Source organism: Prevotella sp. E9-3 (assembly GCF_022024015.1).
GTDB lineage: Bacteria > Bacteroidota > Bacteroidia > Bacteroidales > Bacteroidaceae > Prevotella.
The window spans coordinates 3,345,153-3,365,535 of sequence record NZ_CP091786.1; the positions used below are offsets into that span (position 1 = coordinate 3,345,153).

At 45.6% G+C, this 20,383-nt stretch carries 16 protein-coding genes and 1 pseudogene; 10 read left to right on the plus strand and 7 right to left on the minus strand.

Annotated features, from left to right (window positions below; all coding sequences use genetic code 11):
• The 3 genes from porV to L6475_RS12960 all read left to right on the plus strand — a co-directional run bounded on the left by porV (position 1) and on the right by L6475_RS12960 (position 1,974).
• Complete coding sequence (gene porV / locus L6475_RS12950) at positions 1 to 1,173, plus strand: type IX secretion system outer membrane channel protein PorV (protein WP_237820698.1); 1,173 nt, start codon at positions 1 to 3, stop codon at positions 1,171 to 1,173.
• A complete protein-coding gene (ispF, locus tag L6475_RS12955) occupies positions 1,170 to 1,649 on the plus strand; it encodes a 2-C-methyl-D-erythritol 2,4-cyclodiphosphate synthase (protein ID WP_237820700.1) in 480 nt (159 codons plus the stop codon). Before porV ends, ispF begins: the two co-directional genes overlap by 4 nt.
• 79 nt (positions 1,650 to 1,728) lie before the next feature.
• Positions 1,729 to 1,974, plus strand: a complete 246-nt coding sequence (locus tag L6475_RS12960; protein WP_237820702.1) for a hypothetical protein — start codon at positions 1,729 to 1,731, stop codon at positions 1,972 to 1,974.
• Positions 1,975 to 2,007: 33 nt separating this feature from the next.
• Here L6475_RS12960 and L6475_RS12965 read toward each other — a convergent pair whose 3' ends face one another.
• Complete coding sequence (locus L6475_RS12965; protein WP_237820704.1) at positions 2,008 to 2,322, minus strand: type II toxin-antitoxin system RelB/DinJ family antitoxin; 315 nt, start codon at positions 2,320 to 2,322, stop codon at positions 2,008 to 2,010.
• A gap of 188 nt (positions 2,323 to 2,510) precedes the next feature.
• Positions 2,511 to 3,173, minus strand: coding sequence for a hypothetical protein (locus L6475_RS12970; RefSeq protein WP_237820706.1), 663 nt, complete (start codon positions 3,171 to 3,173; stop codon positions 2,511 to 2,513).
• 310 nt (positions 3,174 to 3,483) lie between these two features.
• On the opposite strand from L6475_RS12970, the pseudogene L6475_RS12975 reads away from it, so the two are divergent.
• From L6475_RS12975 to L6475_RS12990, 4 genes and pseudogenes are all read left to right on the plus strand, one after another.
• Positions 3,484 to 3,564: pseudogene (locus L6475_RS12975) on the plus strand (2-C-methyl-D-erythritol 2,4-cyclodiphosphate synthase); the annotation flags it as partial.
• 79 nt (positions 3,565 to 3,643) lie between these two features.
• On the plus strand, positions 3,644 to 3,889 hold the full coding sequence (locus L6475_RS12980) for a hypothetical protein (RefSeq protein ID WP_237820708.1): 246 nt from the start codon (positions 3,644 to 3,646) through the stop codon (positions 3,887 to 3,889).
• Complete coding sequence (locus L6475_RS12985) at positions 3,871 to 4,170, plus strand: hypothetical protein (protein ID WP_237820710.1); 300 nt, start codon at positions 3,871 to 3,873, stop codon at positions 4,168 to 4,170. The genes L6475_RS12980 and L6475_RS12985 overlap by 19 nt, the downstream gene beginning before the upstream one ends.
• 69 nt (positions 4,171 to 4,239) lie before the next feature.
• Positions 4,240 to 4,380, plus strand: a complete 141-nt coding sequence (locus L6475_RS12990; protein WP_237820712.1) for a hypothetical protein — start codon at positions 4,240 to 4,242, stop codon at positions 4,378 to 4,380.
• 305 nt (positions 4,381 to 4,685) lie between these two features.
• Here L6475_RS12990 and L6475_RS12995 read toward each other — a convergent pair whose 3' ends face one another.
• The 4 genes from L6475_RS12995 to L6475_RS13010 all read right to left on the minus strand — a co-directional run bounded on the left by L6475_RS12995 (position 4,686) and on the right by L6475_RS13010 (position 11,551).
• A complete protein-coding gene (locus L6475_RS12995) occupies positions 4,686 to 5,087 on the minus strand; it encodes a DUF2442 domain-containing protein (RefSeq protein ID WP_237820714.1) in 402 nt (133 codons plus the stop codon).
• A 100-nt stretch (positions 5,088 to 5,187) separates the two neighbouring features.
• A complete protein-coding gene (locus L6475_RS13000; protein WP_237820716.1) occupies positions 5,188 to 5,340 on the minus strand; it encodes a hypothetical protein in 153 nt (50 codons plus the stop codon).
• Between the two features lie 10 nt (positions 5,341 to 5,350).
• Positions 5,351 to 8,281, minus strand: coding sequence for a DNA methyltransferase (locus tag L6475_RS13005; protein WP_237820718.1), 2,931 nt, complete (start codon positions 8,279 to 8,281; stop codon positions 5,351 to 5,353).
• 6 nt (positions 8,282 to 8,287) lie between these two features.
• The gene (locus L6475_RS13010) at positions 8,288 to 11,551 is read right to left on the minus strand and encodes a helicase-related protein (RefSeq protein ID WP_237820720.1); all 3,264 of its coding nucleotides are present in this window, start codon (positions 11,549 to 11,551) and stop codon (positions 8,288 to 8,290) included.
• 1,218 nt (positions 11,552 to 12,769) lie between these two features.
• Here L6475_RS13010 and L6475_RS13015 point away from each other — a divergent pair.
• From L6475_RS13015 to argS, 3 genes are all read left to right on the plus strand, one after another.
• Complete coding sequence (locus L6475_RS13015; RefSeq protein ID WP_237820722.1) at positions 12,770 to 14,023, plus strand: glycosyltransferase; 1,254 nt, start codon at positions 12,770 to 12,772, stop codon at positions 14,021 to 14,023.
• On the plus strand, positions 14,016 to 14,795 hold the full coding sequence (locus L6475_RS13020) for a glycosyltransferase family 2 protein (protein ID WP_237820724.1): 780 nt from the start codon (positions 14,016 to 14,018) through the stop codon (positions 14,793 to 14,795). Before L6475_RS13015 ends, L6475_RS13020 begins: the two co-directional genes overlap by 8 nt.
• A 145-nt stretch (positions 14,796 to 14,940) precedes the next feature.
• The gene (gene argS / locus L6475_RS13025; RefSeq protein WP_237820725.1) at positions 14,941 to 16,731 is read left to right on the plus strand and encodes an arginine--tRNA ligase; all 1,791 of its coding nucleotides are present in this window, start codon (positions 14,941 to 14,943) and stop codon (positions 16,729 to 16,731) included.
• A 108-nt stretch (positions 16,732 to 16,839) separates the two neighbouring features.
• On the opposite strand, the gene L6475_RS13030 is transcribed toward argS, so the two are convergent.
• Positions 16,840 to 20,289 (minus strand): hypothetical protein, encoded by a 3,450-nt coding sequence (locus L6475_RS13030; protein ID WP_237820727.1) that lies wholly within the window; start codon positions 20,287 to 20,289, stop codon positions 16,840 to 16,842.
• Between the last annotated feature and the right edge of the window lie 94 nt (positions 20,290 to 20,383).

Consider the following 20,383-nt stretch of genomic DNA (forward strand, 5'->3'; position numbering starts at 1 on the left):
ATGAAAACAATATCCAAACTCTTTCTGACCATTGCTGTGGTTTTCTTTGCCCAGCTGGTCTATGCTGACGACTACAAGACCAGCACGTTCAATCCCGTTGAACACGCTGTCATCTCTCAGACCATTGCGCCTGACGCCCGTGCTGCGGGTATGGGCGATGTAGGTTGTGCCACCGACCCCGATGTCAACTCACAGGCATGGAACCTGGCAAAATATCCCTTCTGCATCAGTCGTGCAGGTATCGCACTCAACTACACCCCCTGGCTCCGCCAACTGGTAAACGATATCGACCTGGCCTATGTAGCCGGTTACTATCGCATTGGCGATCGTGGTGCGCTGTCAGGCTCACTGCGCTATTTCTCTTTAGGTGAAGTATATACCGACATCAATGGCGAAGATGCCTCAATGACAGTAAAGCCCTATGAGATGTCGCTCGATGCCGCCTATTCTATGATGCTCAGTGAGACCTTCTCGTTTGGTGTCGGTCTGCGTTGGATCTATTCCGACCTGCGCTATGACTACAGCGAAGACTCAAAACCGGCCTCTGCCTTTGCTGCCGACATTGCCTTCTATTATAACAACTATATAATGATGGGCAATCGCGAATGCCAGTTAGGTCTCGGTCTCACCACCACCAACATTGGTAGCAAGATTTCCTATTATGGCGATGAAGAAAGCCAGTTCATTCCTGCCAACCTTCGTTTAGGTGCATCGCTGATGGTTCCTGTAGATGAGTGGAACCGTTTCTCCATAGCTGCCGATGCCAACAAGCTGCTGGTTCCCACCGTTCCTGTTCAGGGAGTAGATGAGAACAACAGTGACTATCAGGACCGTGTTCGACGTGAATATTCCGATGTGAGCAGCATATCCGGTATTTTCAAGAGCTTTAGTGATGCTCCTGGCGGTTTCAAGGAAGAGATGGAAGAGATACAGTGGAGCGTAGGTGCCGAATATGTGTATCACGATCAGTTCTCACTCCGCGCCGGTTATCACCACGAGTCAGAATCAAAGGGCAACCGTAAGTACTTCACTGTAGGCGGCGGCTTCCGTATGAATGTATTCTCACTCGATGTAGGCTACGTCATCTCTACAGCACAGTCTAACCCTCTCGACCAAACACTTCGTTTCACCCTTGCCTTCGATATGGACGGCATTAAAGACCTGTTTAAATGAAAATAAGAGTAGGCTTTGGATTCGACGTCCATCAGTTAGTAGAAGGACGCGATCTCTGGATGGGCGGCATCAAGATTGACCACAAACTTGGACTTTTAGGCCATAGCGATGCCGATGTATTGATTCATGCCATCTGCGATGCACTGCTGGGTGCAGCCAACATGCGCGACATAGGCTATCATTTCCCCGACACCTCTGCCGAGACCGATGGCATGGACAGTAAGATTATCCTGAAGAAGACCATCGAGCTGATAGCTACGAAAGGCTACAAACTGGGAAACATCGATGCCACCATCTGTGCCGAGCGTCCAAAGATGAACCCTCATATCCCAGCCATGAAAGAGTGCATGGCCAAGATCATCGGCTGCGACATCGATGACATCTCCATCAAGGCTACCACCACCGAGAAACTTGGTTTCACCGGTCGCGAAGAAGGCATCTCTGCCTACGCCACCGTATTGGTCACAGCAGAATAAACCCGAGATCTTCATTCTATCTTGTTTTTTTGTTTATTCGGAAACTATTCTTAATTTTGCAGCAGATAATAATGCGACTATGACTGCGACACAAATGCTTGCCGAGATTCTTCGCAATATGAGCATCATTGCTGAAGATGAAAACCTGCTGAAACGAGCAGCCAAATACCTGCGTAAGTTGGCGACAGAGAAGAAGGATTCCTCTTTGATGACGAAAGAAGAATTCTTCGCAAAGATTGAGCGTGCCGAGAAGGATATTGCAGATGGTAAAGGCACCACCTTTACGAACAAAGATGATATGAACGCTTGGTTAAACTCACTCTGATGAAAATTACATTTGTATCTATAACTGCTTTAATCATAACGTTGCCTTTTCACGTGCAACAATTTCTTCACGCGCTAATCGTATTTCCTCGTTGATTTCGTCGAGTGTGAGTTCTGGTCTGTCACTGGCAGCAACCATTTTCTTGAATTCACGGAATTCTCTTAAAGCTTGGTCTTCTACTTCTGGGAGATTTGCACTTATCTTGAAAGGAATGCTTCGTGTCCTTACTACGGCATTCGCGAAGATGTTGATAGCAGCATTTACACTCATGCCCATACGTGCACATAGTGCGTCGAAGTTCTGTTTCAGCTGTGCGTCCATCCTTACGGTCATTGATACTTGTGCCATAATCTTTGTCGTTTTAATCGTTTCACGCTGCAAATATAAGCAACATATTTCATTCTGACATCATTTTGACGTAAAATATCGTCTTTTTGAAGAAAAAAAATAATTATTCTTGGCTACCCAACTCATCACCCATACGATACTTAATGTCGTCGGATACGACAGATGTCTGGTACTTGTCACATATTCCACTATTTCCATTCCATTTGGTTTCGGATTTCACGACAAACGTGACTAAAATGTTCTTGCTCTCTAACCCATTCAGGCAAGTCGCTATTCATCCATCCAATTACCTTCAAAATTTCAGCATGTATTTCCTCTACTCGATTCAAATTCCAACAAATGGACTCATTATGAAAGATTCGGTTACGGAAACGCCTGAACAGGTTAAGTGGTGCAGAAACGTTACGTCGTTTTCGCTCCTGCCGTGGCATATATGGGAAAGCACGACGAAGTGCTTGCCATAGAGTACGTTCGTATTCGCTATTCAGCAATGACACCCAGAAGCCCAAAGTAAGTTCAGCCACAATTTTTGAGGGTGTTATTTGTTCGTGTCGCGCAGAAATATGCTGTGCTGCTTCTGTTATATATTTGTTTAGGCTGCGTAATCCTGGCGTTGAAGGGAATATGGCATACCAGTCTTCTCGTCCTGTCATAGTCTCCAATTCACGACATAGTGCATTCCTCAACGTTACTTCCAATACTGACAAGCTTGTGTATAATGATTCTGACAACATCAAATTGCATTCATAATGCTTAATGGCACGAGCCTCGTCATTAGGATAGAGAGCAAAATATCGCTCCATTCGTTTCGTTGAGAAAACTTTTTCAAAGAAATTCTTGTTTATTTCCATAATTATTTGTAGCTTTGCAACGCAGTCCCGGTAGTTCCTCTCCCAGATATTAGATGCTGGTGATGAATCCGGGTTTTTTTATATCCATAATTGGTTGCTGCAAAAGTACGAATATCTTTTTACTTTACGCTCTTTTTCCTACATCTTTTATTATTTAGTTCATCACCCATACGATACTTGATGTCGTAGTTCTTCGACGAGCGAAGCGGCAGACCGAGCGAATGATGAAGTCGAGTTCCTTAGTATTTTGCAATAATATTAGATTATTCTGGTTTACCTTCCTCAACCTTCAATCCAAGATGGATGATATTCCACCACCGAGAAACTCGGTTTCACCGGTCGCGAAGAAGGCATCTCTGCCTACGCCACCGTATTGGTCACAGCAGAATAAGCCCGAGATCTTCATTCTATCTTGTTTTTTTGTTTATTCGGAAACTATTCTTAATTTTGCAGCAGATAATAATGCGACTATGACTGCGACACAAATGCTTGCCGAGATTCTTCGCAATATGAGCATTATTGCTGAAGATGAGAACCTGCTGAAACGAGCAGCCAAATACCTGCGCAAATTGGCGACAGAGAAGGAAGATTCCTCTTTGATGACGAAAGAAGAATTCTTCGCAAAGATTGAGCGTGCAGAGAAGGATATTGCAGATGGTAAAGGCACCACCTTTACGAACAAAGATGACATGAACGCTTGGTTAAACTCACTCTGATGAAATACGCCATTACCTATGCTCCTGAAGCAAAAGAGGGACTTGCCAGAGAGTGTAATCCATTCCATGGCTTCATTCAAACGCTCATCTTTTTTGTTTATTCGAAAACTATTCTTAATTTTGCAATTGAAATCAAATGGATTACCTTTATGAGTATTAAAAAGATTACACACGAAGAGGCTTTACGTCGATGGAATCATTCGTTGGAGATCAAACGCGAATGGGAACGTAGAGTAGCTGAGCGCTGGGCTAATGAAGACCAGCAGAAGAGTGTATCTTAGCAGCAACAAGCTTACCCTGTTTCCCAGTGATCTTCTTAGCAAAACAGTATTTGTTTCTACTTTCAAGTTATGATATTTCTCAACCAGTTCCACAAAGAAGCAACAGAGCGCAAGATGCGGAAAATAGCAGCATCGCAGCAATCGCCGATAAGCTCGAGCGAATTTGCGCAGTACATGAAGCGCAACTTGGAGATTGCTAATCAGATGTAAGCCAGTGTTTTTGAAGACAGACCATCATAAATGAATTAAAGCCGTAGGTACTCGACCAACGGCTTTATAAATCGACGGTTGCGGAGCTTGATGTTATCGCGCCTATATGCCGCTCGGCTTGGTTAGCCAAGACGCTTGCCGAAGCAAGAACTCTCATCCAAGTGCAAATTTAGGAACTTTTCCTGAAAGTTCCAAATCTTGGAGAAACTTTTTATTCTTCTACTTTTGTTATGCAATAGGGTGAAATAGGTACCAGTCCCTTGATGGCTCCGTCAGGCCTTAGAGCTGATAGACGATGCGGTCAATTATACCGCTATCAATTCCTGGCCTATTTCGCGTACTGTATCAAGAATCATCGTGACCCTTGCTTCACTAGCCTTCTTCTTACCACTGATATACTGCGCCATTAGACTCTGAGAAATTCCCAAACGGCGTGCAATAGCAGAGACATTCAACTCTGGGTGAGCCATAAAGACTTTGTAGAGTTGCGTCGTCTCCCGCTTATCAAAGAACCCTTCAAAACTCAAGTCTTCATCGATGTCCTCCCAATGCAGTCCGTACTCATCAGCTTCATAATTTGCACGTTGTTCTTTGGTTGCATATCTTAGACGAGGATAGTCATTAAACTTTTCGCATGCCTCACGTCCGTCAGCAGCCCTAATCCAAACCGCATCGTCAGTCAGCCAAATCTTCTCAATCTTCTCCATATTCCGCAAAGATAGGTAATTATTTTATTACCTCCAAATTTTGGAGCGACTTTTTTATTCATCCTTCTTCCATCAGCCCTCATTTATCTTCCATCAGACTTCAGATGCCACTCATCTGCCCCGCGCATCTTGTCCTGTCAAAATGATCAAGAGAACCGTACCCATGATTATACTGAAGGAAATCCTTGCTCAGCTTCACCCCCACTTCGCGAGAGTTTTCTATGATGCTGTATAGTTTTTCAAGTTTGGTCATAATATAGTAGTTATTCGTCAGAATTTCTGTATCTTATATCATAATTAATGATGTATTCAATTTCATTATCTGTCAAACCGTATTTCTTGCCTATAAACTTATCAATTTTATCAATACAGGATTTTGATTTTCGAGCATAAAAACATCTCAGTCCTGATTTCATGGTTTTACTATTCTTTTGTAAATCTTTTAAATATGAGTCATATAAATTACCTATTTCTTCCAAATCCCTATCTGTATAAGACTGATACGGGATTGGAAACATTGCCAATTCTGATGTCCTTAAATTATGCCAGTCAGAATGTATAAGCCAGAACCAATAGAATAGATTACTAGATAAGCTTGCGCCAACAAGGTTAGCGTATTTTTGGGGAACACTTATGTTTCCTTCAGCAGCAGAATGAGTAGGTTCTTTCATTATGACTTTATAATACCTGCCACCTGCTTTCCTGTAATAAATTGGAGTACTATTCTTGTAATATAGTCCACTCAATTCAGTCTTAACCAAATGAAGCTTTTCTAATATATTAAGTTCAATACTATCTCCAACTTTGGGTATTCTACCGTTACGAACATATTTCAACACATTAATAAATTTCAAATTTCCAAGCAAAACCCAAAGAGATTCATCGGAATACCTTTTATTAATAGGTGTTGACATTAATTGTCTACATGTAGTTCCTGTTTTTCTAAATCCAATGATTGAGACTTGTTGTTCGGCACTCTCAAAAATACGTTTGGGTCGATCACCATAGGAGCTTACACATATTTCCTTACAATTATCTATTAACAATTTGTGTAACCCAGACATCGCATCAGACGCAGTTATGCTTAATGGAACAATAAACATTGACACACCATGTATCTTTATTGACTGATATCCAAAATCAATAAAGATGCTGAACGTATCAGTAGAGCCTTTCTGCTTGCCAGCAATAGTCTTTGCAGAATTATAAATCTTTTTAAAAGCACTTTTTTCATATAAAGTAGTTTTGGCACCATAGGGGGGATTACCTATCGTTATATCAAAACCACCCTGTGAGAAAACATCGTAAAACCATGTATGCCATAGGAAGAACTGACTATTTCCATCTAAATTCAAGTCTATTGTGCTTAAATCTATATGTTGTTCTTTCATTTGCTTTTTTACATTATCAATAATGGCTCGTTTGAGCGATACTTTTGCATTATGGTTTGTGCAATCATAATATTGATGTATCATTTTTCGCAATTCTTGCCTATAAAAATCAAGCATATTATCAAATATTAGCAATGAATCTGTCTTATTCCATTTTGACGCAGTCATTGCAGATAGGTCAACACCCTTGTACTGCTCCAACAGCGAGTTACCCTGCATAATCTTGAAGTCGAGGTTGGGCAGAGCTTGTGGCGTTTCTTCGTCAACAATGAGAGAGAGCCAGAAGCGGAGGCGGGCGATGTCAACAGCACCACGCTCGATATCAACTCCATAAATGTTTTGCTGAATGATATGCTTCTTGATTTCTGCTGCTTTGCTTTGTGTAATTCCTTCAAGGGCTGTACGGCAAAGGAAGAGTTCTTTCAGCAAGCCCATTGGGAATGCTCCAGAGCCAATAGCAGGGTCGCATATCTTGACATTCTTCAGAGCCTCATCCACTTGCTGACGGAATTTGTCGTTAGTTCCAAGAGCTTTGACATCATGAGTGGTTACAAACTGACGAAGAGCCTCCTTCGTTGCCTCATCTTCTATGTTTGTCTGAAGATAGGCTATCAAAGACTCACGGCACATATAACTTACAATCTCCTTAGGCGTATAGAATGCACCTTTATCTTTGTTGTCTTCGAGCAGGTTCTCAAAGATTCTGCCAAGCATCTCTGGGTCAACGCCTACTTCAGCATCATCAGGATCGTTCTCATCAATGGTAAAGTTGTAACTACTGAAGAAGTCCAACATCTGCTTCATATACTTGCCTGGAAGAGGAAAGTTGGTTTCATCTTGGACATCGCGCTCGAAGAGGCCACCATTAAGATAGGGTGTACGATATTGTGGAAGTTGTTTTTCATCCTCGCTATTGAGATCGTTGAAAAGCGCCTCTAAAACGTTATCGATAAAGTGGTCTTTATCTGCTGTCTGAGCAAAGAGGTTCTGTATGAACTCCGCATCACCCGTACCCCATTCTGCACCAGCAGGCACACCCAGCCAGCCTTTCTTCTGAAGGAACTGGAGGAATACAAGTCGTCCCATCAGTTTCTTTACATAGTCACGAATCGCTTTCTCTTGATTGTCAAACTTGGCAAACTGCTGCATGATATACGCATTAGGCTTTCCTTCTTGACGTTCTTCCCACTTGTTGGCAACCTTCACCATCCGCTTACCAGTAATAAAGAAGATGATATCTTCGTACTGCTGCTTATAACCCTTGAAGAACATATCGCTGACAGCATCTACAGAGAAGGCTTTGGTCAAATCCTTCAACGTAAGACTACTGTCGCGCAGTTTCTCAAACTGCTGAATGGCGGTGCGGCTACGATGCCCCTCACCAAGCAAATAAGTGAAGCGTTTGGCATCGGTGGATTCTTTCTGGTAGCTGCCATCATCGGCAAACGTCCAGGCTTCACTAACGTAAGAGAATCGAAGCACACTCTCGTTCTTGCGATAGCAGAACATAAAGGCTCCAGCATTGCCATTGTTTCGCCAATCAGTCAGCAACATATCGCGGATACCTCTTCGATTGCGTTCAATATCTACGCTATCAGAAAGTTCGACTTCGTAGATGCTGATAGTCTGGTTGTCGCTCAATGTGATGGTACCCAGCCAAAGTGCCTGTTTGGCAAACTGACTACTGGTAAGAATCGTTGATGGCGTATTCCAGAATTTTATCTTATTGCCAAAAATGTCATGTAACAGCAATTGCCAGTTCTGACGATTGTATCTCGATTCGATGACTTCTTTATAGTTCATAGGACATTAGTCTTTAAAAGATTCTGATAGTATGATGACAGCAGCCGATTCCTCTTCTGCATGCTGACTCTCGCGATAATAGGTATTGTATTTGTTGGCCATGTCGAGCACTTGTTTTAGCGCATCCTCAAAGGTCAGTTTCGCTTTGCTACCACCTTGACGCTGCAAGTCCTTCTGAATACGTTGCAAGCGCTTGGCAATATAGGTGATGGTGCCTCTTTCAGTCAACTCTTTCAGTTGAATAATCTTCAGGCGAGTGTCGCCATCATCTATATGGGGCAGCATGCTGTTTAGCAGGCTGACAGCCGTCGTAACCTGAGCACCAAGATTGCTACGTTGGCTTTGATTCGATTCTTCCTCGTGCAGTTCCTGTTCCTTGGTTTTATTGAATTTCTTCAGGGCTTTGTCAACATGCTCATGATGTTGTGGGATACGAGGAACGGCTTTCTCTTCCGGTTTGGCCTTGAAATAGTTGAGTGCATCGAGCACAGACAACTCTCGTGTCTGCTGGTCGTTCACCAGATAGAACAGTTTGCGGAAGTTTGTTTTGAGGAATACCAATGAGTCACCTGACAAAGTTACCCCTTCTAACTCGCGAGGTTCACGGCCTGTACGACTGCGAAGCGACAACCTTTCAATGCGCTTATACTCTTTGCGATTCTGCTGATAGAGTGCTCGCAATTCTTCATAGAAAGGCAGTTCCAAGTTGCGATCTTCCTGTTCGCGCTTGATGCTTTCCTTGAAAAGCTTATCAAGGTCGCGATCAATAATCTCTTCTGTAGAATATATCTGATTGTCTTCACCAAACGTAGTGTGGAATGTCTGAATCTTACTCAACGCTATCTGATTGAGTTTGATTTCTTTATTACCCTGACGCGATGGGTAGAATACGTAGTTATAGATGATGCCTGCCGTAGAACCGATACGATTCACACGACCTATGCGCTGCATCAGTCGTGTAGCGTTCCAAGGCGTGTCATAGTTGATGATGATGTTTGAGCGATGTAGGTTGACACCTTCCGCCAACACATCTGTTGTCAGGATAATGTTATAGTCATTCTTCTTCTGTTTCCAGTTGGCATCAAAGTTCTCGCGGATGGTCTTGAACAGCTGGCTGCGGTTCTGTGAGGAAATCACCAATACGTCTGGGCGATTAATGCGGCGCTGCAGATATTCAACGGTATCAACGGATTCTGAGAACACCACAATCTTTCCTTCTGGGTTACGTTCCTTCTTGAATAGCTCATGCTTCAGCAAGTCTTCGAACTTGGCAAACTTCGAGTCGTCATCGTCATCGATATATTCCCACTCCAGCCACATATCGTCAAGCAACGCTTGGTCGTGTCTCAGTTGCTCGATATAATCCTCATCGAAGTCTTTTCTCTGGAAGGAGGCATTCTTGGGATTCACCTCTGCCTTCTCGTTCATCTTCTGCTCAATCTCCTCCTCGCTGTAGCCAGCCTCTATCAGCGCATTGATGTCCAAGTCGGGGGCAATGAATATCTTATCATTCTCCCACATGTCTATCATGTTTTCGTTGGCCTGACGGAAGGCTTTCAGCGATTTGCAGAAGGCATAGAAACTGCTTTCCAAACGCTTTACCAAGCCGTTTTTGCGGATGCCTGCCAAACTGCGGCTGATAACCTCCGCATTGTCGTAGAGTCCTGGGGCAGCATCGGGTTTCAGATAGGCGATGGCTTGATAACGGGCGTAGGTCAGTTCCTTGTCAAGAATGTGCATCGCCTTTTCAAAGAGGTTGGCCAAGTGGTCGTTCAATTCATATTCCTTCTTGATGGGCTTGTCAACTTTGGGGAATCCGTTCACATCTTTATTATATCGCGCGATGTTCTCGATGTCGGTTCTTGTACGGCGAACGGTCAGAGGCTTTATGACCCTATCGCGCACTTTCTCGGCCAGTTTCTTAAACTCTTTCAGGTCGAAGTTCTCCTGCTTGCGGAACTTACGGAACTCCACCACCAAAGGTGAGAAGAAGGCTGTGAGATTGGGCACGCCATCAATCGTGCAATGACGCGGATCTTGGAACATCAGTATCTGGTAGTAGATATCCGCTGGTGTATTATTCATTGGTGTTGCTGAAATCAGCATCACCTTTTTCTTATAGCCCGGAATATAGCCTGTTTCAAGGCGAGGCATCTTGCAGATTTCCTGCAACTGATTGAAAGCGCCTGTGGTATGATTGCGGAACTTATGGGCCTCGTCAACCAGAACCAAGTCGTATTCGTCAGCATTCCAGTAATCGTAGTTGTCTTCGTCAAGCACTTTTGCGAGACTGCCGTTGCTTACAAAACGGGTATATTTATCGATTCCGAAATCCTTAAACGTAGTCTTCCAGTTCTGTTCAACGGCTGGCGGATAAACTACGAGGATTTTGGTGTGCTCCAGGCCGTTCTCTATCAAGAACTTCTTGGCAATCATCGTCGCAATCACCGTCTTGCCAAGACCTACTACATCAGCCAGGAAGAAACCATCGTAACGCATCAGCTTCTGATAGCCTTCTATTACGGCATCTGCCTGATAGTCAAACTTGCTATAGCCTTCAGGCATATCGAAAGGATCATCTTGGTCAATGGCCAGCACGCGGTCGCTGAAGTATTCCATCAGCATTTTAATGTATAACTCGTAAGGGGTGACATCGCCTTTCAAATAGGTCTTGTCGAGTGTGGCTTGATAGTCCTCTGCATTGATGGGTACATTCTTGGCCTCTTCCCACAAAAGTTCAAACTCGTTCTTGGCAAATGCGACATCCTCATATTGAGTCAGTTTTACATTAAACTCATATTGCTTGTCATCACCAAGTCCAAGACCATTGCCGCTAAGATTGCTACTACCAGTAATCGCAGCACCAAAAGTGTGTTGATTGAAATTATCTGGATAGAGAATATAAAATTTAGCATGAATCTTCTTTGACGGATGTGCACGAAGTTCTAATTTGCCGTCTATCAAGTCCTGCACCATCTGAAGCATACCATCTTCAATTATCTTGGTGTAGTGAGACTTCTCAATATCTTCTTTAAGTAGTCTTAGACATTCTTCCTTTACTTCCTCCTCTGCTCCAAAAAAGAGTTCGCCTTTCTGATGAGCACGTGCAATGTACTTGTCAACATCAATACCAATCAGAATGCGCACTTTATTGATTCCGTCAAGAAAGGGACGCAAAGCAAAATAGCCCGACGCACGAAGGAAACCAACGACAGCATCAAGATTCTTCACTTGAGGGTTGTTCTGGAGTATGCCCTCAAACTCTTTCATCAACGTATTCCCACCACGGTTAGTAAAAAAGTGGGACGAGATAGGTATGTCTGACATATCTACGCTATAGCTTTAGGAGCGAAAGGACTATCTTTTCGGATGATAATGGGTTCTCAACGAAGAACCTCAGGACACAATAAAAGCGTGAACCGCCCCTATCGATGTCCTAAGGTCCTCGGATGACCCATTTCTAATGATAAGTCCAGCCCACGCTATCGCGCAGGCGCTGGTACTTATTCGAATTAGAAATGTCGTTTGAATTTCCGAGGTTCTAGGACATCACCGAATATAGCACTAACGCTAATATTATTTCCACAAAAATCATACTGCCTCCCTGCGCTCAGGGACTATTGGCACCATTCTTGCATCCCTCAAAGAAGCAAGCGAGCAAAGCTCGAACAACAGTGCCTTCAGCAATACTTGATTGCAAAGATACACATTATCCAGAAATTACCCAAGTCTTTTCAATTATTATTTCCACAAGGTACGCATGATCTCTTACTGTTGCCGACAAAAAGACAAAGGATTGGGACGGAACAGAGCGACTGTTGCATTAAGACAGAAATCACGCTGAAATAAATTATAGCTAAAATTAGAAGAATTATAGCTATAATCGCGAAAATTATAGCTATAATTTATTTCAACCGTTGCACTATTAAAGTGAAAGGTATATTACATTACACAGTAACCGACATCATTTTGAGAGTCAATAGAACTATGGCTGAAATTCAAAATAACAGTGGTAGCAAAAAAAAGTTCGCCGCAACTCTCACGAGCCACAGCGAAACAAGCCTATGTTTAACTAAAAATCCTTTTCAGTTTAAACAAATCTCCGGTTGTCTTTTTCGTCCAGTTTCGATTCCGCTGCAGTCGAATTTGACTTGCAAACGGGATCTACTCTTAGACTCAACCAAAAATTTGAAAGTTTAAATGGGAGCTTCACAGCGACCACCTGTTATCCTACAGTTGAAAACTTTCTTTTTTACCAATAACTAAAAACCTAAAACTATAAATATTACTACTAACCTAAAACAATCTATTAACCTTTTGACGATGCAAAGGTACGACGATTTTCAATATCAAGCAATAATTTTAATGGAATAAGTGCATAAAAAACCATTCTTCTTGACCTACATCAACCCATTGTGTGCGATAACAGTCAATTCTTCTGCATTTTTATATCATATTTTCAAATTAATATGTACCTTTGTGGCACGAATGAAAATACTGATAGTAAACACAAGTGAGAGAACAGGTGGAGCAGCCATTGCAGCAGGCCGTCTTTCAGAGGCTCTGATAGACAATGGCGTGAAAGCGAAGATGCTGGTTCTGCACAAAGAGAGCGATGCCCTGTATGTAGGTACGGCGGGCACTTCTTTGCGCAACAAGTGGAATTTTCTGTGGGAGCGCGCCATTATCTGGCTGAACAACAAGTTCAACCGTGATAATCTCTTCAAGATTTCAATTGCCAACACAGGCATCGACATCACGAAGACGCAGGAATTTCGCGAGGCCGACATTATTCACCTGCACTGGATCAACCAGGGTTTTCTTTCTCTTCACACCATCCATAAGATTCTGAACAGCGGTAAGCCTGTTGTATGGACCATGCACGACATGTGGCCCGCCACGGGCATCTGCCATCATGCCTACAACTGTGACAACTACCAGTCGGAATGCCACGACTGTCCTTTTCTTAAAAAGGCCGGCCCCAACGATTTATCTACCCGTACCTTCAAAAACAAGCAGCGCATGCTGGAAGGTGCCAAGAACCTGAACTTCGTGGCCGTAGGCGAATGGCTGGCCAATCGTGCCCGCAACAGCGCCCTGATTGGTCATTTCCCCATCAGAGTGATTCCCAACGCTCTTTCGCTCACCCGTTTTGTGCTTACCGACCGCAACGATGCCCGTACGGCCCTTGACATCCACGAGTCGTATGTGATTGTGTTCGGTGCGGCACGCATCGACGAGCCCATCAAAGGCTTCGACCTCCTGCTGTCGGCCCTAAATATACTCAAGAACCAAAAGAGCATCAACCCTGATGATATCCGACTGATTCTTTTTGGAAGCATCAAGAATCCGGAACTGCTGCAACAGATACCTATTAAATATACGCACGAAGGGTATATAGATGATGAAGACCGTTTGTCGCTCATCTACTCGGCAGCCAACGCAACGGTGTCTGCCTCGCACTACGAGACCTTCGGACAGACACTGATAGAGGCGCAGGCATGCGGCTCGCTTCCTGTGGCCTTCCGTGGCAGCGGTCCCGACGATATCATCAACCATAAGGAGAACGGCTATCTGGCTGACAACCTCTCTGCCGAAAGTCTGGCAGACGGTATTCGCTGGGCATTGAATGCCAACATTTCGCCTCGCGACCTCAGACGAAGTGTTACCCGCCGTTATTCTGAGAGCACCGTAGCCTATCGCTACATCGAACTCTACAATTCCATTTCAAATCATGGTTAAATTTACTGTCATCACGATTACATACAACGCTGAAGACTGTGTAGGCCGTACCCTCGAGAGTGTATTCAAGCAGACTTATGAAGACATAGAGCACCTGATCATTGACGGTGCATCGTCTGACAACACCCTACAGTTGGCCAAAGCCTACAAACAGCGCAACGACACAACGGGCACCGGCCACAAAATCATTATTCACTCCGAGCCCGACCATGGCATCTATGATGCGATGAACAAGGGGCTATCGCAAGCCTCGGGCGACTATGTCGTTTTTATGAATGCCGGCGATTTCTTTCCACAGGACGACACACTGGAAATGATTGTACACAAATGCCGACTCAAGGAGAACCCTTCAGCCGAGATGCCTGCCGTGCTCTACGGAAACACGAATATCGTTGACAATGAAGGCCGTTTCCTGCATCTGCGCCGACTGCAGCCGCCTGCCCACCTCACCTGGCGCTCGTTCCGCCACGGCATGCTGGTGTGCCATCAGGCTTTCTATGCCCGCACCGACCTGGCCAAGACCACCCCGTTTGACATGCGCTACAAGTATTCAGCCGATGTGGACTGGTGCATTCGGGTGATGCATGAGGGCGAGCGTGCCGGTCTTACATTATATAATATTAATGAGATAGTGGCATGCTATACCCAGGAAGGGGCCACCACGCGCCATCACCTGGAGTCACTTTTTGAGCGATTCGACGTGATGCGCCGCCACTACGGACTCGTCAGCACTATCCTCATGCATCTCTGGTTCGTTGTACGCAAGAAATAGTTTTTTTATTTTGCATTTCACTCGACTTTTCGTAACTTTGGCTATCGCCGAAGTTACTGTCACTCGGAAGAAAAAAGAAACCCGTTTCTTTTGTTCTTCTCTCGTTTTTTCGTAACTTTGCACCCCAGAATTCAAAATAGCTATTATGAATATTGAGACGTTGATTAGCAATGCTGCCAAAGAGGCCGTAAAGGAACTCTATGGCATGGATGCTACCGAGAAGATGTTACAGCTGCAGAAGACACGCAGCGAGTTTGAGGGTAACCTGACTTTGGTGGTCTTCCCATTTGTGAAGGCTGCTCGCAAAAGTCCCGAACAAACAGCACAAGAGATTGGCGAATACTTAGTGGCTCACTGTTCTGCCGTAGATAAGTTTAATGTAGTAAAAGGATTCCTGAACCTCAGTGTTGGCGAAGGTGCCTGGCTGCAATTGCTGGAAGCTATTGACAAAGACGACCGTTTCGGTATGAAACAGGCTACAGAAGAGTCGCCTCTTGTCATGATTGAATATTCTTCACCCAACACCAACAAGCCCCTTCACTTAGGTCATGTACGCAACAACCTGCTGGGTTGGTCGCTGGCACAGATCATGGAGGCCAACGGCAACAAGGTGGTGAAAACTAACATCGTCAACGACCGCGGTATTCATATCTGCAAATCTATGCTGGCATGGCTGAAATATGGCAATGGCGAAACTCCTGAAAGCTCTGGCAAGAAGGGCGACCACCTCATCGGTGACTACTATGTGGCTTTCGACAAGCACTACCGTGAGGAGGTGAAGGAACTCATGGCTCAGGGCATGGACGAGGAGAAAGCCAAGCAGGAGGCTCCACTCATCAAGGAGGCTCACGAGATGCTGGTGAAATGGGAGAACAACGACCCCGAGGTTCGCGCTCTGTGGGAAAAGATGAACAACTGGGTGTATGCCGGTTTCGACGAGACCTATAAGAAGATGGGTGTCAGCTTCGACAAGATCTACTATGAGTCTCAGACCTATCTCAAGGGTAAGGCAAAGGTTGAGGAAGGACTGGCCAAAGGTCTTTTTGAGCGTCATGAAGACAATAGTGTTTGGGCCGACCTGACCAACGAGGGATTGGACCAGAAACTGCTGCTCCGCAGTGACGGTACCTCAGTATATATGACTCAGGACATCGGTACTGCCGAGATGCGTTTCAAGGACTACCCCATCGACAAGATGATCTATGTAGTAGGCAACGAGCAGAACTACCATTTCCAGGTGCTCTCTATCCTGCTCGACCGTCTGGGCTTCAAGTGGGGTAAGGAGCTGGTACACTTCTCTTACGGTATGGTGGAACTGCCCAACGGTAAGATGAAGAGCCGTGAGGGAACCGTTGTAGATGCCGACGACCTGATGGACCTGATGGTAGAGGATGCCTACAAGACATCGATGGAGCTGGGCAAGTTTGACGATATGACTGAGGAGGAGCGCCGTGAGATTGCCCGCATCGTGGGTATGGGTGCCCTGAAATACTTCATCCTGAAGGTGGATGCCCGCAAGAACATGCTGTTCAACCCTGAGGAAAGTATCGACTTCAACGGCAACACCGGTCCCTTTATTCAATATACCTACGCAAGAATACGCTCAATTTTGAGAAAGGCTCAGGATAATCAGAATTCTCCGAATATTCTGAACATTCAGATTGCGCTGAGTAACAAGGAAATCGAGCTCATCCAGAAGATGTCGGAGTTCGGTGCTGCTGTCGAGCAGGCTGGTAAGGACTACTCTCCTTCTGGCATTGCCAACTACTGCTACGAACTGACCAAGGTGTTCAACCAGTTCTACCACGACTTCTCTATCCTGAACGAGCCTGACGAGCAGAAGAAGGCCGTGCGCCTGATGCTGGCCAAGAACGTGGCAAAGATTATCAAGAACGGTATGAGCCTTTTGGGCATTGAGGTTCCCGAAAGAATGTAATGAAAAGTTTTGGGTAATTAATTATACTTTAAAAGAAACTGTCCTGCAGGTTTATTCCGCAGGACAGTTTTTTTGTTACTCTATTTCACGTATTTCTTTTATGTTATCCTATTTCACAAATTTCTTTCCACCTTTTATATATAGTCCGCGTGCCGGTTCCTTGTTCAGCCGTACGCCCTCAATGCTATAGATAGTGTCAGCAGAAGCGGGAGTATTCAATATCTGCTCTACACCCAACACCTTGTTCAGCACAGCGTTGAAGAAAGCACCCATCACATACGACTCACGGCCAGGCTTGCTCTCACTTCCGAACTGAGCGTATGCATTACCGCCTTTTATCACCTTCTGACCATAGGTGCGATAGAAACCGGGACCACGGTCGCCATTGCGGAACTCATAGGTAACCTTACCTGTCTCTGTATCGGCCACCAGCGAATCGCAGTAGAATCCCTTCGCATAGGCCATGCCCACCGATGCATTGGCATTCAAGGCCGTAGGAACGAACTTGGGTGCATCTGTCGAAGCATTGAACACCACGGCACGTGCAGCCGGGATAATCTTTCCTGCAGCCAACAGGGTGGTCTTCAGGGTATCAGCGTCATTGGTCTCATCGCAGTTGCTTACCGACCATACTCTGACACCTTCGGGAATAATCACCGGATAGGTGGTATAGAAAGCGCCCCAGTATCTGTAAGCTGGCGTTTTTCCAGGATCCTGTTCAAAGGTCTCGGGGATGATCGTCTTTTCTGTACGGGGATCATAGCTCACATGAGGAGGCTGGTTGTACACACTATTCTGTGCAATGAGCTGAGCACGATAGGCATAGTCGTCCATCAGATGAGGGAAGATATAGCGTGTCTCGTAGTTGGTGGCGTTGATCACCAACTGATAATTGCCGCTGTCATCCTTCGACCAGTTCACGATTTCCTCACGCCAGTCGCCCAGCAAGTCGCCCAGCACACAGGGATTGTTCTTCGAACTGTTGTTCAGATTGCCGGCAGTGTACCATGATCCGTTCACCTGCTGACGGTCCAGCTGCATAGTCTCGGGATTGAACACTGCCAGATAGCTCTTGTCATAATAGTCATCAGCCAGGTTGCCGTTCCAGAAGATGCGGTTGTTGATACCTGCACCACTCGAACCAGTGCTCACCTCGGCCACCTGATTGCCACTGGCATCAAACATTTTCATGCCATCGGCACTATCCATGAAGTAAGCATCCTCAGCCTCGGGATTGAAGTGAGCCATCAGTCCGCGACCTGTATCACCACTGGCAGTACGGCGAACGAGTATCTTTCCTGTACGGGCGTCACGCAGGTCAACGCCATACTGTCCTTTCTCATGGGCCATAAAGAACTCCTGTCCGGGGCGTGAGGGAATGAAATCGCCCAGATGAGTTGCATCGCCATGACCGAGTCCGGTACGATACAGGGTGGTACCGTCGGCATTCACAGCACCCGAACCGTAGGTAATCTCCTGCTTGCCGTCACCGGTCACATCACCTACCACAAACGAGTGGGCACCTTCGCCATAGACAGAGCTGTTCATATTTTTCACCGTTCCATCGGCATAAGTCACCGTACCGGCATTGGCCGAAGTACCACTATGCAACCAGCGCAGGGTGAGGTTGGCACCGTCCCAGTCGTAGGCACCGATACGACAACCACTATAATATCCGCGCGCGAAGATGGCAGAAGGATTTTCATCCTCACCGCTCAACCAGGCAATGCCTGCCAGATAACGTTCAGAACGGTTCTGTTTTTCATCGCCCCAAAAAGAGGTCGATACATCGCCATAGGCGGTATGATACTTGATGGTCTGCAGTTCGGCACCGGTGGTTCCGTCAAACACGGTGATATACTCCGAGCCGTGATCCTGCTTGCCGCGTCCGCTCTTCAGGTTCTCGTTAGGATCGTCATTGCCCATGAGCACATAGTTACCCTCACCGTCAACGGCGCCAGGCGCTGTTTTCACTATAAACTCACCAAAGCCGTCGCCATCCAAGTCCCAAGCCACGAAAGGTGTGGTATGAGCCGAGTTGAACATGTTATGACCTGTGTGGAGCATCCACAAGCGGGTACCATCAAGTTTGTAGCAACTGTAGAAGGCAGGCGAGGTAGTACCGTTGCTGGCTGCATCTTTCTCGTTGGAGGGAGCCCATTTCAAGATAATCTCATATTCGCCGTCACCATCCATATCGCAGAAAGAGGCATCGTTGGGCGTATAGGTGGCGTTGGCCGATGTAGGATCGGTGGGAGCGCCGCCCTTCAGGGTGATATACTTGGTCTGATTGCTCCATGTAGGACCGCTCACCTCTGTCTCAATGATATTATTGGTATCGTCATAGACCTCCAGTCTGTAGTAGTTGCCTGCTGCTCCGCTGGTATCCAGGAAGTTGGTCTTTCCCATGATGAAATTGCCGCTGTTCACTTTCAAACTCTGTGTAGTGGCCGAACTGCCGCGATAGAGCTTGAACTTATAGTTGCGCGAGTCGCTCTTACGCGAACGCCAGGAAATGAGGTTGCCTGTTGACAGATGAAGGGCCATCAGTCCGCGCTTCAATGCCACCGGCTGACCTTTCGGTGGACGGTTGCTCACAGTAAAGCCGACACTAAAGCCGAACTCTGCCACTCCAGCAGAACGGGTCTGACCAGAATTCTTCTTATAGAAATTGACGTTAAGCGTATTGGTCGCATTCAGATATTCGGTAGAGACGGTATAGTTCTCTGCCAGCTCCGGCTGAAGTGTAGCCACGAAATCGGTAGGAACGGCATAGAGTCTCTGGGAGAAACGGGCATTCTCGCCATTCTTCAGGCCTTTCACCAGATTATAAAGGCTGACGGTAGATGCCTCGTCGGTACCCGTCTTAGCCGTGCAGGTGAGGTCGGAGATATAATGAGACGCATCGAAGATGGGCTCGTCAACCACGCCTTCAACAATAATATTTCGGAATGCCATAGACTTCGGATTAGCATCGTCTGTTCCATTCAGCTGATAGATAGAGAACACAAGCTGCATGCCGGCATCCGTTACCAGCACATCTCCAATCGTAAACTCATTATGTCCGTATCCGGTTGAGTTATTCGCAGTAATCTTATTACGCTGAATAATCACAGGACTCAATGCCTTTGTCTTTCCACTATACTTCAGGTTGGCATCAACGGCACCGCCATCAGTTCCCACACGTGAGCAGTCGAAACTCACACGGGTCAGTTTCAGCGTATGACCGCTTGCCGGTTTGATAGCAAACGTGATATCATGGCCGGCAGTGGCAGTCTCAACACGTGTAGCAGGAGTGAATCGTGAGAAAGGCACATCGAAGGTCACGGGTTCAAAGCCCGTATCGGCATTCGTTCCCGTCATCACATCGACAGCAGAAATCTTGCTGCCTTTCTCAAAACTGAAAGTCAGCAGATCGGACGAAAGACTGCCGTCGCTGGTCAGTTTTACAGCATTCAGATTTTCGGGATTACTCAGTTCCCATTTCACACTTACATTTTGCGACATGCCATACAGGGATGCCGACAACATCAGTAAAAATACCAATAGTTTCTTCATTGTGTTAGTAGTTTCTATTATTCCTGGCCACAAAATTAATATAAAAAGGTAAATGAAGCAATTATTAAGTCTGTTTTTACTAATAAGAATCAAA

What these genes read in the sequence shown, in the direction of transcription:
- L6475_RS12960 (WP_237820702.1), top strand. Translation starts at nt 1,729, where the DNA reads ATGACTGCGACACAAATGCTTGCCGAGATTCTTCGCAATATGAGCATC.
- L6475_RS13015 (WP_237820722.1), top strand. Translation starts at nt 12,770, where the DNA reads ATGAAAATACTGATAGTAAACACAAGTGAGAGAACAGGTGGAGCAGCC.
- L6475_RS13010 (WP_237820720.1), bottom strand. Translation starts at nt 11,551, where the DNA reads ATGAAAGAGTTTGAGGGCATACTCCAGAACAACCCTCAAGTGAAGAAT.
- L6475_RS13000 (WP_237820716.1), bottom strand. Translation starts at nt 5,340, where the DNA reads ATGACCAAACTTGAAAAACTATACAGCATCATAGAAAACTCTCGCGAA.
- L6475_RS13030 (WP_237820727.1), bottom strand. Translation starts at nt 20,289, where the DNA reads ATGAAGAAACTATTGGTATTTTTACTGATGTTGTCGGCATCCCTGTAT.
- L6475_RS12995 (WP_237820714.1), bottom strand. Translation starts at nt 5,087, where the DNA reads ATGGAGAAGATTGAGAAGATTTGGCTGACTGACGATGCGGTTTGGATT.
- L6475_RS12980 (WP_237820708.1), top strand. Translation starts at nt 3,644, where the DNA reads ATGACTGCGACACAAATGCTTGCCGAGATTCTTCGCAATATGAGCATT.
- argS (WP_237820725.1), top strand. Translation starts at nt 14,941, where the DNA reads ATGAATATTGAGACGTTGATTAGCAATGCTGCCAAAGAGGCCGTAAAG.
- L6475_RS12990 (WP_237820712.1), top strand. Translation starts at nt 4,240, where the DNA reads ATGATATTTCTCAACCAGTTCCACAAAGAAGCAACAGAGCGCAAGATG.
- L6475_RS13020 (WP_237820724.1), top strand. Translation starts at nt 14,016, where the DNA reads ATGGTTAAATTTACTGTCATCACGATTACATACAACGCTGAAGACTGT.
- L6475_RS13005 (WP_237820718.1), bottom strand. Translation starts at nt 8,281, where the DNA reads ATGAACTATAAAGAAGTCATCGAATCGAGATACAATCGTCAGAACTGG.
- ispF (WP_237820700.1), top strand. Translation starts at nt 1,170, where the DNA reads ATGAAAATAAGAGTAGGCTTTGGATTCGACGTCCATCAGTTAGTAGAA.
- L6475_RS12965 (WP_237820704.1), bottom strand. Translation starts at nt 2,322, where the DNA reads ATGGCACAAGTATCAATGACCGTAAGGATGGACGCACAGCTGAAACAG.
- porV (WP_237820698.1), top strand. Translation starts at nt 1, where the DNA reads ATGAAAACAATATCCAAACTCTTTCTGACCATTGCTGTGGTTTTCTTT.
- L6475_RS12970 (WP_237820706.1), bottom strand. Translation starts at nt 3,173, where the DNA reads ATGGAAATAAACAAGAATTTCTTTGAAAAAGTTTTCTCAACGAAACGA.